The organism is Candidatus Eisenbacteria bacterium (assembly GCA_016867715.1).
In the GTDB taxonomy this organism is placed as follows: Bacteria; Orphanbacterota; Orphanbacteria; order Orphanbacterales; family Orphanbacteraceae; genus VGIW01.
Genome location: VGIW01000092.1, coordinates 1 through 12983 on the forward strand (window position 1 = coordinate 1; position 12983 = coordinate 12983).

General features: G+C 64.8%; 12 protein-coding genes. 3 read left to right on the plus strand and 9 right to left on the minus strand.

Translation table 11 applies throughout. From position 1 onward, the window contains the following. Together FJY73_12120 and FJY73_12125 are read right to left on the minus strand one after the other, a co-directional pair. The coding region (locus tag FJY73_12120) for a heavy-metal-associated domain-containing protein (protein MBM3321412.1) at positions 1-276 on the minus strand (276 nt) is incomplete at its 3' end. Positions 277-352: 76 nt separating this feature from the next. Then, positions 353-901 carry a hypothetical protein gene (locus tag FJY73_12125; protein MBM3321413.1) on the minus strand — a complete coding sequence of 183 codons (549 nt, stop codon included), beginning with the start codon at positions 899-901 and terminating at the stop codon, positions 353-355. Positions 902-1087: 186 nt separating this feature from the next. Here FJY73_12125 and FJY73_12130 point away from each other — a divergent pair, with 186 nt between their 5' ends. Continuing rightward, a complete protein-coding gene (locus FJY73_12130) occupies positions 1088-2572 on the plus strand; it encodes a hypothetical protein (GenBank protein ID MBM3321414.1) in 1485 nt (494 codons plus the stop codon). Next, entirely contained in the window at positions 2569-3732 is a 1164-nt protein-coding gene (locus tag FJY73_12135) for a glycosyltransferase family 4 protein (protein MBM3321415.1), read from the plus strand. The genes FJY73_12130 and FJY73_12135 overlap by 4 nt, the downstream gene beginning before the upstream one ends. A 309-nt stretch (positions 3733-4041) precedes the next feature. Here the strand turns inward: FJY73_12135 and FJY73_12140 are convergent, their stop codons facing one another. The 7 genes from FJY73_12140 to lpdA form a co-directional block, all read right to left on the minus strand. Beyond that, positions 4042-4818, minus strand: a complete 777-nt coding sequence (locus FJY73_12140; protein MBM3321416.1) for an SDR family oxidoreductase — start codon at positions 4816-4818, stop codon at positions 4042-4044. Then, positions 4819-5994 (minus strand): pyridoxal phosphate-dependent aminotransferase, encoded by a 1176-nt coding sequence (locus FJY73_12145; protein MBM3321417.1) that lies wholly within the window; start codon positions 5992-5994, stop codon positions 4819-4821. It lies immediately after the preceding gene. Between the two features lie 119 nt (positions 5995-6113). Further along, entirely contained in the window at positions 6114-7829 is a 1716-nt protein-coding gene (locus tag FJY73_12150; GenBank protein ID MBM3321418.1) for an ABC-ATPase domain-containing protein, read from the minus strand. Between the two features lies 1 nt (position 7830). Beyond that, positions 7831-8712 carry a lipoyl synthase gene (lipA, locus tag FJY73_12155; GenBank protein MBM3321419.1) on the minus strand — a complete coding sequence of 294 codons (882 nt, stop codon included), beginning with the start codon at positions 8710-8712 and terminating at the stop codon, positions 7831-7833. 4 nt (positions 8713-8716) lie between these two features. Next, a complete protein-coding gene (gene lipB, locus FJY73_12160; protein MBM3321420.1) occupies positions 8717-9352 on the minus strand; it encodes a lipoyl(octanoyl) transferase LipB in 636 nt (211 codons plus the stop codon). A gap of 29 nt (positions 9353-9381) precedes the next feature. Next, positions 9382-10731: a 2-oxo acid dehydrogenase subunit E2 gene (locus FJY73_12165; protein MBM3321421.1), complete on the minus strand. Its 1350-nt coding sequence runs from the start codon at positions 10729-10731 to the stop codon at positions 9382-9384. After that, positions 10712-12115, minus strand: coding sequence for a dihydrolipoyl dehydrogenase (gene lpdA / locus FJY73_12170; protein ID MBM3321422.1), 1404 nt, complete (start codon positions 12113-12115; stop codon positions 10712-10714). The genes FJY73_12165 and lpdA overlap by 20 nt, the downstream gene beginning before the upstream one ends. Before the next feature lie 235 nt (positions 12116-12350). Between lpdA and FJY73_12175 the strand changes: the two genes are divergently transcribed. Beyond that, on the plus strand, positions 12351-12983 hold a 633-nt coding region (locus tag FJY73_12175), incomplete at its 3' end, for an SPFH/Band 7/PHB domain protein (protein ID MBM3321423.1).

Genomic DNA, 12983 nt, shown 5'->3' on the forward strand with positions numbered 1-12983 from the left:
CGCGGGAAGCTTCGCGCGCGCGGCGTCGAAACGGACCGCGGCCGCTCCCGCGGCGGCGTTCACAACCGCGCTCCGGACGCCCGGGACGGAGCGTAGAGCCTTCTCCACGGCGAGCGCGCAAGCGGCGCAGGTCATCCCGCGCACGGAGAGCCGAACCCGCGCCTCGTTTTCCTCCTCGATCGATCCGTGCGCGGCGCGGGGCGGCCCCTCGTCCCCGGCGAGAAGCCCGCTTCCCGATTCGGGCTCCCCTTCGCTAGGGAGGTTTGCTCTCTTCATGTGTGTTCCTCTTCGCGGCGCGGATCGTCCACGCCGGAAAAGATAGTCGAAATCCTTCCGAGATGCCCCGTGCCGCCTATGTCGATTCGCGATCCGACCAGTATCCGAAGAGCTCGCTGAAGTAGGCGAGCTGTCCCCGCTCGCTCATCCCCGCGATCACGTTGATGGCTTCCAGGTGATAGCGAGCCCTCTCCGCCGGGGAAAGCGTGTCGCCGACCGACTGTGCGGATCGCCGTCTTTCTTCCGGAAGCGGATCGAAGATCCGGCGCGTGGCCGCCGCCGAGAAGAGCGCCTCGAACTTTTTCTGGTGCGAAGCGCACTTCGTCATCGCGAACTGAACGAGCGCGTCGGCGTCGCACCAGGAAGTGAGAGTGTGCATCGTCCTTCCACGCGAGTCGGGATCGAGACCCGCGAGGAACTCCGCGATCTTCGCGACAAGAGCCTTCTTCGCGCCGCGCCCGATCCTCTTCGCGAACGCCGATGAAGGACGGCTCCCCCACGGCTCCTCGCGATCCTCACCCACCACGGAGAGGAAGAGAGAACGAAGCTCCGGTAAGGAGTAGAGCGCGGCGAAGAACGACTCGGGACGCTTCCTCGCCAGTTCGTTAAGGCTTCTTTCGATCATGACTCCTCCCGATTCCAAGGGTATCCGAAAGCGAGATTCGCGCAAAGGAGACAGGTCGTCAACATCCGTCGACCCGGCGCGGGATGTTCCTCGACACCCGCGAAGCCGCGCACGTATGATGGTCCGGCGCGGCTTGGCTTGCGCGCCGCGGCGGACCCGACCACACGCGGGGCGAACGGATCGGCGATGAGACGGGACTACGCGCAGCTCGGCTTCGGAGGCCTCGCGAGCAAGATCCTCGGCGGCGTTCGAGAGATCCTCCTCGCCCGATACTTCGGGACCGGACACGTCGCCGACGCCTACCGGGCCTCGCTATCGCTCACGCTCTCTCCGGCTCATCTCGTCACCACGCGCATCATCCAAACTTGTTTCATCCCGCTCTACGCGCGCTACTCGGCCGATGAAAGAGAAAAGGGACGGGCGCTCTTCCAGTCTCTCCTTCTCGTGTTCCTCGTTCTCGGCGTTCTACTCGGCGCTCTTCTTCTCTTCTTCGCCGATCCGATCGTCGCGACGGTCCTTCGCGGGTTCGACGCCGACCGCAGCGCCCTCGCCGTCCGGATGCTCCGAATCATGGCGATCGGCGTTCCCTTCTACATCTATAGCTCGGTGCTAGGCGCTCTCGGATCCGCCGAAAGGGATTTCACGATTCCCGCGCTCCGTCCCGGCCTCCAGAATCTCGGGATGCTCGTCATGATCGTCGCCGCGGCATCGGCGGGGAAGCCGGCGCTCGCGGCATTCGGTTTCTCCGGGGCGTACGCGCTTCTCTCCATCTACGCGACGGCACACCTCCTTCGGCGGCGGCTCTTGCCGATCCGCCTCTCGCTCGAACGCGAGCTCGTTCGCGAAGTATGGGCGAAGCTCTGGGCGCTTCTTCGTCCGCTTGTCCTTCTCTCCTTTCTCTTCGAGGCGAGCGTTCTCGTCGAGCGCGCGGTCGCTTCGCTCCTCGGACCGGGACGAGTCGCGGCGGTCGACTACGCGCGCTACGTCACGGAGACCTTGCACTTTCTTCTGGCGGTGCCGATCGGGATCATCGGGCTCTCGCTATTCGCGAACCTCTCCGAGGAGGAAATCCGGCCGAAGATCGATCGTATCCTCTCTCTGCTCGCTATCTCTCTCCTACCGCTTTCCGCTTTTCTCATCGTGAACGGGAGAGACGTGCTCGCCGTTCTCTACATGCGGGGCCGCTTCGACGAGACTTCGCTTCATGTCACGGAACGTGCCCTCTGGGGATTCAGCCTCGGGCTCTTCGCCTTCAGCGCGAGCTACACACTCCAGCGAATCCTGAACGCCCGCATGCGGAACACCGTCGTCCTACTCGCTGAGACGTTGGGGATCGCGGCGAACATCGCCTTCCTGCTCCTCTTCTATCAGCGCCTCGGTGTCTTGGTAATCGGGCTCGGGGTGACGATCGGATCGCTTGTGTCGCTCCTTGCGTATCTCCTCGCGTTGAGACTCTCGCTCCCTCTTACGAAGAAGGGTCTTGCGGTCGGGCTTTCCGCGGCGCCCGTCTATCTCCTCGCGTCCTGGACCGGTCTCGGATGGCTCGGACGCGGCATCGGCCCTCTCGGCCTACAATCCGTCTTCTTTCTTGTCTATTGGATGATCGTTATTATGATCTTCAAGGATCTTCGCAGGCTCGTTCGCGATCAGATCGGAGGCCGCAAGAGATGAAAGGGCGCCTCTGGGTCGTTGCCCGATCGCTTCCGGTCCACTTCGCGGGCGGCATGGAGCGGATCGCTGTTGACACATGCGCGGGGCTCGCGGAGCGGGGATGGGCGATCGACTTGGCGACCACGCGGCTCGCGAGGGATCCCGGCCTGCCGCCGGGCGTTCGCGTGCACGCCCTCGACGCGCCTCCGGGCGTTCATTCGCTCCGCTTTCGTCGCGCGCTCGCCCGATGGGCGGAGAAGCGAGAGCCGCCGGACGCGCTTCTCTCGATCAGCTTCTCCGCCGGGCCGATCGTCCGAGCGCGATCCGAGATTCCCTCCATCTGCCAAATGCACGGAAGCGCTTGGAGAGAAGCCGCGACGAAACTCCGCCGGCTCGACCCGCGCGGATTGTACAGGCTTTGGCTCCACATCGATCAGGAAAAGCGAACGCTGGCTCTTTACGACAGAATCGTCGCCGTCGGGCCGGCGGTGCACGCGTACTTGAACGCTTTCCCATACGGCTTCCTGAGTCGGGACAAGATCGTCGAGATTCCGAATGGAATCGGCGAGATCCCTCTTGATCCTCCCTCCGCGGAGTCGCGCAAGGCGATTCGAGAGCAGCTCGGGCTCGGGTCTTTCGACCGGCTCATCGTGAGCGCCGGCCGTCTGATTCCCCAGAAGGGAGTCTTCGATCTCGTGCGGGCGTACGAGAAGATGCCTGGCTGCGAGAAGACGGCGCTTCTCATCGCCGGGGGAGGGCGCGACGAAACGCGCATCCGGGACTACTGCCGAAGGCACGCGCTTGCGGGAGTGTGGCTCGCGGGATCTCTTCCGCGAGAAGAGGTCATCGAGGCGATGCGGGTGGCGGATCTCGTGGTCCAGATCGGCACGATTCCGGAGGCGGGGATCCCCTTGGTCGTCATGGAGAGTCTCGCCGTCGGCTGCCCCGTGGTCGTATCCGAACGTCTTCACTTCAGCCACGAGGACGATATCGAACGAGCGATCCTTCGCGTCGATCCGACCGATCGGAACGCAATTGCTCGCGCGCTCGAACGCGGCGTCCACCTCGGGGGCCCATTCCTCGAGATCGCCCGCGCCGCCCGCGATCGGTTTTCTCTTGATGCCATGATCGAGCGCTACGATCGCTTGATCGAAGAAGTGATTGGCGAACGGCGGCGGTAGGAGAAGCCGGAGCCGAACGGGCAACGAAGCGAAGCACCGGATGGAGAGTCGCCGGCAGGACCCGCGCGTCCGACGACACCACCACGGCGGGCGGCGATGGTGGGAGCGGAGAGCCCCGGAGCCGGGGGGCAGGGCTCGCTTGCTCAAACATGTCGCGCGCGGCGCGCGGCAACTCGCCGCTCTGCCTCCCCCCCGTCTCCGGAGCAAGACAGACCTGGTCATGTGGCACCCGCCGTCCGACGACAGACTGCGCCACAACGGCGGGTGACCGCGGCAGATGTCCGCGAGAAGCGCCGTCAAGAAATCGGGTCAGTGGATCTCGGCTCCGGCGGTGACGTTGATCGCCTGGCCGGTCATTCCCGTCGCCTCGGTGACGAGGAAGAGCGCCACCGCCGCAACCTCCTCCGCCGTCACCGCTCTCCGGAACACGCTCTTCTTCGCGAGGGCGGACTTGATCTCCTCGGGGGTCCTTCCGGTCAGCCTCGCCGTCTGCGCGATCGAATCGTTGAGGAGCTTAGTTTCGACGTATCCCGGGCAGATCGCGTTCACGCGGATCCCGTCCCGGGCGACCTCAGCCGCGAGCGCGGCGGTAAACGCCACGACGCCCGCCTTCGAGGCCGAGTAGGCGCTGTTCAGCGGAGCGGGCGTCTTCGCCATGCGCGAGGCGATGTTCACGATGCGGCCGTTCTGAGAATCCGCGAGCGCCGGAAGGCATGCCTTGCAGAAACGATACGTGCCAAAAAGATTCACGTCAAAATCATAAAACCAGCGCTCGGGGTCGGACAGGACGACGGGGGAGATGTACTGAACACCGGCGGCGTTCACCAAAATGTCGAGCCGGCGAAACGTTTCGAGGCAGCCTTCCACACACGCCTGCACGGACCCCGGGATCGTCACGTCGGTCGGAATCGCGACAGCGCCGTAGCCGAGGGGGCGGATCTCCTCGGCGATCCTCCCGATCTCCGCTTCCGTGCGTGCGGCGAGAACGAGGCTCGCCCCTTCCGCGGCGAACCGGCGCGCGATGGCCGCGCCGATCCCGCGTCCCGCGCCGGTGATGATCGCGACGCCGCGTTCGAGCGTACCCATCTACGACAGATAGTCCTCGATCTTCCGGAGCGCCTTTCGGATGTTCTCGACCGAGTTCGCGTACGAGAGCCTGAGGAACCCTTGTCCGTTCGCCCCGAACGACGTCCCCGAGAGGGTGGCGACCCCGGCCTGGTCGAGAAGCTCCCTTTCAAGTTCCTGCGACTTCTTCCCGGTTCCCGAGATGTTCGGGAAGGCGTAGAACGCTCCCTTCGGCATCCGGCACCGGAATCCCTCGATCTTGTTGAGACCCTCGACGATCACTTCGCGTCTCTTCTTGAACTCGGCCACCATTCTCTTCACCGCGTCCTGAGGCCCCGTGATCGCCTCGATCGCCGCCCACTGGCTGAAATGCGACGTGCACGAGACGGTGTTGATGTTGAGGCGCGTCACATGCGGCACCAGAAACTCGGGGAAGTAGCCGTACCCAAGCCGCCATCCGGTCATCGAGTAGCTCTTCGATAGACCATCCAGAAGAATCGTTCGGTCGATCATTCCAGGCAAAGAGAGAATGCTCTCGTGTTTTCCGTCATAAATGATGTTGATATAAACTTCATCGGAGAGCACGAAGATGTCGTTCCGGACCGCGACCTCGGCGATCGCCTCGAGATCCTGCCGCGCGAGAACCCCGCCCGTCGGGTTCTGTGGGGAGTTGATGATGATGAGCTTCGTCTTCTCCGTCACAAGCGAGCGGAACTCGTCCGGATCGAAACGGAAGTCCTTCTCCTCGCGGAGGGGAAGGGGAACCGGCTTCGCTCCGATGAAGCGAATCATCGACTCATAGATCGGAAAACCCGGATTCGGGTAGATCACCTCGTCCCCCTCGTCGACGAGAGCGAGGATCGTGTTCGTCATGACCGGCTTCGCGCCGGGGAAGACGACCACCCGATCCGGCTTCAGCGACACGCCGCGGCGCTTTCCCGCATCGACCGCGATCGCCTCGCGAAGCTCGGGGATTCCGGGAGCGGGGCAATAGCCCGTCTTCCCGTCCCGCAGCGCCTTCATCGCGGCTTCCTTGATGTTGTCCGGAGTCTGGAAATCGGGCTCGCCGATCTCGAGGTGAACGATCTCTTTTCCCTGGCGCTCGAGCGCTTTCGCGCGGGCCAGAACTTCGAAGGCCGTCTCGGTGCCGAGAAGCCCCATACGCGCCGCGACCATGTCCGCCGTGTTTCGAGCCATGAGAGAACCCCTTGTATGAGAGAATCCGCCGCCTCGTTCCGGATCATTGTCACACCAAGAACACGAACGGTCAAGACGGATCGGCGATCGATCGTCAAGCCCTTCGCGCGGGCGGCGCGTCAGGGGCGTTTCACCCGGAGCGAGCGGAGGCGATTGAGGGCGGCGGCGAGCTCCAACGGCCGGAAAGCGGCGAGGTCCCCCGCGCGGCGCGCGGAAAGCGCGTCGAGTCCCGACTCCGCGAGCTCGGCTTCGAGCGCGTCGAGGATCTCCTTGAGGGAACGCCTCCCGTTCATCCACTTCCCGCGGGCGTAAAGGATCGCTTCGGCGATCGCTCGGGTCTGGCTCGCGTCCACGATCTGCGAGACGGCGGAAAGATCGAGCGTCTCCTTTCCGAACTGAACGGCACGGCGGCCGCGCACTCGAATGCTCACCTCGCGCCTTCCGCGGCTCGGATCGATGCTCTCGGGAAGCGGAACGCGCGCGGCGACATTCCCGAAGCGGCTTTCTTCCTCGCTCATCCTCTCCCCGCGATGACGCGCCGCGATCGCCTTCGCATCGGCGGTCGCGTCGACCGGCAGGTAGTCGTTCATCCAGATCACCGTGTCGGCGACGTCGAAGTAGTCCCCGCTTCCGCCCGCCACGAGAATCGTCGAGACCCCCTTCTCCTCGTAGAGGATTCGGACCTTGTCGACGAAAGGCGTGATCGGTTCCTTCTCCTTGGCGACGAGCTGTCGCATGCGCCGATCGCGGATCATGAAGTTCGTCGCCGCCGTGTCCTCGTCGATGAGAAGAACGCGAGCGCCCGCTTCGAGCGCCTCGATGATGTTCGCCGCCTGCGAAGTGGAGCCGGATGCATTGTCGCTCGAGAAGAAGTCCGTCCTCGCACCGAACGGGAGATCGCCGATGAAGGGAGTGATGTCGACCCCTTCGACGCGGCGGCCGTCCTCGGCGCGGATCTTCACCGCGGTCGGATCGGTCACGACGAGCTCGCGGCCGTCTCCCGGAATGTGGTTGTACACGCCTCTTTCGATCGCGGCGAGCAGGGTCGACTTTCCGTGAAAGCCCCCGCCGACGACGAGCGTCACCCCCCGGGGGATGCCCATCCCCGTAACCCGTCCCCCGTTCGGTAGATCGAAGCTCGCGCGGAGCGACGGCGGCGATTCGAAGGGAATCGCTCTCTCGGCGAGCGGCCGGTCATCGACTCCGGAGCGTCTTGGAAGAATAGAACCTTCCGCGACGAAAGCGACGAGCCCCATCGAGTCGAGCGCCGCGCGAAGAAAGTCCGTGTCCTCGTTCGCTAAGACCGCGCGCTCGATCGCAGCAAGATCGCTTGAAGCATAGAACAGCGAACTGCGCACGATCTCGGGAAGCTCGTCGAGGAGCATTGCCTCCGCCTCGCGGCCGAGGATTCGCCGCCCAACGGCGGGAAGACCCGCCGCGAAGCGGGCCTCGACGAAGCGATCGTCCACCAAGACTGCGGTTCTCTCCAGAACCTCCTGGCCCGGGCGATCGATCTCGATGAGACCGCTCTTTCCCGAACCCCGCCGCCCGCGGACGCGCCGGGCGGCGTCGGCGAAGGCGCACGCGAGAAACGAAGCAAGAGCGATCGAACGGCTCTTCCCCCGCCTCGTCTTCTCCGGAAAGCGCGCCGCGCTTTGCGGGACGAGCACGCGAAGGCGGCTCGGCGCCGCGAAAGGATCTCCCTGCACGTGGTCGATCAAGAGCTCGAAATCAGCGAACGCATAGCGGCCGTGGATCTCTCGGTACGCCCCATATCCGGCGCCGTCGATCCGGCGGAGAAGCTCGCGGAGATCGTCTTCGCGGCGCGCGCTCATCCTAGGCGCGCTCTCGCCGGATCGTCTCCACGATTCGTTCGGCCCGATAGGAGCTCCTCACGAGCGGTCCCGACTCCGCGTGAACGAAGCCGAGATCGATCGCGAGATTTTTCCAGCGTTCAAAGGTTTCAGGCGGAACGAAGCGGATGACCGGATGGTGCTTCTTCGTCGGCTGGAGATACTGGCCGATCGTAACGGCTCGGACGCCGGCCTCCGCGAGATCTCCGAGAAGCTCGTCCACTTCTCCGTCCTCCTCGCCGAGACCGACCATGAGACCCGACTTCACGATCTGGCGCGGGCTCTTGATTCGCGAGGCGGTTCGAAGAACGCCGAGGGACCGCTCGTACGCGTGGCGAAAGCGGATCTTCGGATAAAGGCGCTTCACCGTCTCGACGTTGTGTCCGACGACGAGGGGATCCGCCTCGACGACGGCGCGGAGGAGATCCTCTCGGCCGTCGAAATCGGGGATGAGCACTTCGACCTCGCAGCCGGGGTTCTTCTCGCGGACGCGGCGCAGCGTCTCGGCGAACGCGCCGGCGCCGAGGTCGGGGAGATCGTCCCGGTCGACCGATGTGATCACGGCGAAGCGAAGGCGTAGCCGGGCGACCGCCTCGGCGACCGCGAACGGCTCTTCGAGATCGAGCGCGTCGGGGCGCCCGCTCGTCACCGCGCAGAAACCGCAGGCGCGCGTGCAGATTCCCCCGAGAATGAGGAACGTCGCGGTCCCGCTCCCCCAGCACTCGTGCCGGTTCGGGCAGCGCGCCTCCTCGCAAACCGTGTGCAATCGGTCCCCACCGACCGCCGCGCTCACCTCGCGGAAGACATCGTTCGTCTCGAAGCGAACCTTGAGCCATGAAGGTCTTTTCTCGGTGCGAAGAAACATCGGCTTATCCGTTCGATCCATCCTCGCGAATCGGAATCCGGTCGAAGACCTCGGAGAAGCGGACCGCTATCCGATCCGCCGCCTCGGCGACCGAGATCGCGCGCCCGGCGAGGCGCGAGAGCGTCGTGACCCCTTTCCCCTCGATGCCGCACGGCACGATCTTCCGGTACGCCGCCAACGAACAGCAGACGTTCAGCGCGAAGCCGTGCGAGGTGACCCAGCGGGAGATCCGCACGCCGATCGCGGCGACCTTCTCGCCCCCCGCCCAGACCCCGGTGTAGCCGGGCACGCGCCCGGCGACCACGCCGAAATCGACGAGCGTTCGGATGATCGCTTCCTCGAGATCGCGCACGTAGCGGACCACGTCCTTCCGATCGGGTTCGAGCGAGAGGATCGGGTAGCCGACGAGCTGCCCGGGCCCGTGCCAGGTCACGTCGCCGCCGCGGTCGGTGTGAACGACATCCGCGCCCAACGTCCCCGCGGCCCCCTTGACGTGGCAGAGATCCCCTCGCCGCCCCAGCGTGTACACGGAAGGGTGTTCGAGAAGCAGAAGATGGTCGACGGTCTCCTCGCGCTTTCTCTTCTCGACGAGATTCCTTTGCAGCTCCCACGCATGGAGGTAAGGAACCTCGCCGAGCATTCGGACGCGAAGAGGCGCGCGCGTTCCGATCAATCCAGGACCTCCTCGGGGAAGCTCTCGATTCTCTCCTTGAAGAACGCCATGAACTGATCGGCGACGGCGCCGTCGATCGCGCGATGATCGAATGAGAGCGAGAAGTGGACGATCTCGCGGATCGCGATGGCGTCGTCCACAACGACCGGCCTCTTCCTCGCGCCGCCCATTCCGAGAATCGCCACGTTCGGCTGGTTGATGACGGGGAAGTTGAAGAGCGCTCCATAAGGCCCCGGGTTCGTGATCGTGAACGTCGCGCCACGGACCTCGTCCGGGACGAGCTTCTTCGCGCGCGCGCGCACGGAGAGATCCTGGATGGAGCGCGCGATCTCTCCGATGCCGAGGAGCTCGGCGCGCTCGATCACCGGAACGATGAGCCCGTCCTCGAGCGCGACCGCAACCCCGATGTTCACCGACTTGTGGTAAACGATCGTGTCTCCCGCGACCGACGCGTTGAGCACGGGGAAGCGAAGAATCGCGGGAACGATCGAGTGGACCACCATCGCGGTCAGCGTGAGACGCGCGCCGTGCCGCGTTTCGAACTCGACCTTCCTCGCTGCGCGGATTCGCTGGGCGCGCGTGACGTCCACTTCGAAAACGGTGAGAACGTGCGGCGAAGTTCGCTTGCTGTGGACCATATGCTCGGCGATCTTCTTGCGCATCGTCGACATGGGGACCGCGACCGACTCCTCGCCGAGAGGAGAGAACTCCTCCGCCGCGGTGGGCAGGGGAGAAACGCCGGGGAGAGCGGATGCGGCTTCCCTCTCTCCTTCGACGAACGCGAGCACGTCCCTCTTGCTCACACGGCCGCCCCGTCCGGTGCCGGGGATCCGCGCGATCTCGAGGCCGCGCTCCCTCGCGATGCGGCGCGCGATCGGAGAGGAACGGACATCGCTCCGATCGACCGGCGGCGCGCCCGCGGACGGGATCGGGGCGGACGGAGCTTTCGTTTCAGGCTTCGGCGCCGCCGGCTTCGTCCCGAGCGGAATCGAGGGGGCCGCCGCGACGGGAGGCTTCTCGGCCGGCTTCTTCCTCTCCGGCATCCCCGCGTCCTCCTCTCCGAGAGGAGAGATCTCGGCCACCGCGCGCCCCACCTCGACGGTCGTTCCCTCGGGGACGAGGATCTTCCCCACGACTCCTGCCTCGGGCGAGGGGATTTCCGCATCGACCTTGTCGGTCGAGATCTCGAAGAGCGGAGCATCCTTCTCGACAAGGTCCCCTTCCTTGACGAGCCATTTGATGATCGTTCCTTCGGCGACGCTCTCCCCCATCTGGGGCATCTTTACTTCCATACCGACTCCCGTGCCGACACCATGCCCTAGTCCTTTAGATATGAATCGCTCCATCCCCCGCGGAGAGCGCCGCCTCGCGGATCGCCTCTGAAAGGGTGGGGTGAGGATGAATCGTGCCGCCGAGCTCTTCGATACCTCCCTCGGCGCGCATCAGGGCGACGACCCCGGAGAGCAGCTCGGTGACGCGAGGCCCGATCATGTGCGCTCCGAGAATCTCCCCGTACTTCTCGCCCGCGACGATCTTGACGAAACCGGTCGTCTCGCCGATCACCGACGCCTTGGAGTTCGCCGTGAAGGGGAACTTCCCCACGCGAACCTCGCGCCCGCCTTCTCTCGCGCGCTCCTCCGAGATCCCGACCGAGGCGACTTCCGGAATCGAGTAGACGCACGAGGGAACGAGGTCGTGATCGACCGGTTCGGGATCGCGGCCCGCGATCGCCTCGACCGCGACGATCCCTTCCTCGGAGGCAAGGTGCGCGAGCGCCGCGGTTTTCACCACGTCTCCGATCGCATAGATACCCGGGATGTTCGTTTCCATTCGCGGCCCCACCTGAATATAGCCGCGTTCCCGGACAACCCCCAACTCGTCGAGCCCGAGGCCGTCGGTCGCGGGATTCCTCCCGACGGCGACGAGAAGCCTGTCGGCGGAAACGACCTCTCCTTCACCGCCCCCGGTCTTCTCGATCGTCACGCGGAGGTCCTTGCCGCTCGCTTCTACGGAAGAGAACTTCGTTCCGACCTTCACGTCGATTCCGCGTTTCTTGAACGCGCGGGCGAGCTCCAGCCCGAGATCCGCGTCCATGAGCGGGAGGAGCGAGGGGAGCATCTCGACGAGCGTCACCCGGCAACCGAAGCTGCGGAAGAGAGAGGCGAACTCGACGCCGACCGCGCCGCCGCCGAGCACCATCATCGAGTCGGGCGCCCTCTCGATGGAAAGCGCATCGTCGCTCGAGAGGATCCGCTCTCCGTCGAAGTCGGCTCCGGGAACCGAGGCCACGCGCGACCCGGTCGCGACCACGATGTTTCTTGTCTCAAGAACGCGCGGCGCGGCTCCTTCGGCCGCCGCGCGGACGCGGCCGGGCGCCTCGATGAACGCGGTCCCCGGCACGACCTCGACCTTCTGCTTCTTCAAGAGGTACTCGACGCCCTTCGCGTTCTTGTCGACGACCGCCTTCTTCCGGCGCATCAGCTTGGTCCAGTCGATCGAGACGTCTTTCGCCTCGATACCGTACTGCTTCATGTGTTCGAGGCTTTCCTTCATCTCGGCCGCGTGGAGAAGAACCTTGGTCGGGATGCAGCCCCAGTGAAGACAGGTGCCGCCGGGGGCCCTCTCCTTTTCAACGACCGCGGTCCGGAGACCGAGCTGGGCGGCCCGGATCGCGGCAACGTACCCTCCGGGACCTGACCCAATGACAACCAAATCATAGACTTGCGGCATTTCGAGCATCCTCCGATCCCCCGCTCCGGGTCGATCGGAGGAAGTGTACCATAGAGGGTTCCGGTCGGACCGGCGCGGCCCGCTCGAATGAACGACCCCGATCGCGGGTTGATCGGATGGAACGCGGCGCGCCGGATTCGTCCATCCGCGCCGATCGACATCCTTGCCGGGAGCACGCGCGAGGGGTACCTTCGCGGGGACCGTCGAAACTTTGAGCTCGAAGGAAGGAGCCGTCATGATCCTCATCATCATCGCCGTCGTCCTTTTCATCTTCCTCACGGGAATCCGGATCGTCCGCCCCACGCACCGGGGTCTCGTCGAGCGTCTCGGCAAGTACCAGCGCTTCGCCCGTCCCGGGTTCAACTGGGTGATTCCGATCATCGAGAGGATGATCCGCGTGAACATCACCGAACAGATGATCGACGCGCAGCCGCAGGAGATCATCACCAACGACAACCTGAACGCGAGCGTCGATGCACAGGTCTACTTCAAGGTGAAGGCAGACGAGGAGAGCGTGAAGGCCTCGCAATACAACGTGAACGACTACATCTACCAGATCGTGAACCTCGCCCGCACGACGCTCCGGAACATCATCGGGACGCTCACCTTGAAATCGGCGAACAGCGAGCGGGACCGGATCAACCGAGAGCTTCTCACCACGCTGAGCCAAGAGACGAGGAATTGGGGGATGGAGATCGTCCGCACGGAGCTGAAGGAGATCGACCCGCCCAAGGACGTCCAAGAGACGATGAACAAGGTCGTGAAGGCGGAGAATGAGAAGATCGCCGCGCTCGACTTCGCGAACGCCCGGGAGCGCGAGGCGGACGGAATGAAGCGGGCGGAGATCAAGAAGGCGGAAGGGGTCAAG

Coding starts and splice junctions, on each gene's coding strand:
- FJY73_12165 (MBM3321421.1), bottom strand. CDS start 10,731: ATGGAGCGATTCATATCTAAAGGACTAGGGCATGGTGTCGGCACGGGA.
- lipB (MBM3321420.1), bottom strand. CDS start 9,352: ATGCTCGGCGAGGTTCCTTACCTCCATGCGTGGGAGCTGCAAAGGAAT.
- FJY73_12145 (MBM3321417.1), bottom strand. CDS start 5,994: ATGGCTCGAAACACGGCGGACATGGTCGCGGCGCGTATGGGGCTTCTC.
- FJY73_12140 (MBM3321416.1), bottom strand. CDS start 4,818: ATGGGTACGCTCGAACGCGGCGTCGCGATCATCACCGGCGCGGGACGC.
- FJY73_12130 (MBM3321414.1), top strand. CDS start 1,088: ATGAGACGGGACTACGCGCAGCTCGGCTTCGGAGGCCTCGCGAGCAAG.
- FJY73_12125 (MBM3321413.1), bottom strand. CDS start 901: ATGATCGAAAGAAGCCTTAACGAACTGGCGAGGAAGCGTCCCGAGTCG.
- FJY73_12135 (MBM3321415.1), top strand. CDS start 2,569: ATGAAAGGGCGCCTCTGGGTCGTTGCCCGATCGCTTCCGGTCCACTTC.
- lpdA (MBM3321422.1), bottom strand. CDS start 12,115: ATGCCGCAAGTCTATGATTTGGTTGTCATTGGGTCAGGTCCCGGAGGG.
- lipA (MBM3321419.1), bottom strand. CDS start 8,712: ATGTTTCTTCGCACCGAGAAAAGACCTTCATGGCTCAAGGTTCGCTTC.
- FJY73_12150 (MBM3321418.1), bottom strand. CDS start 7,829: ATGAGCGCGCGCCGCGAAGACGATCTCCGCGAGCTTCTCCGCCGGATC.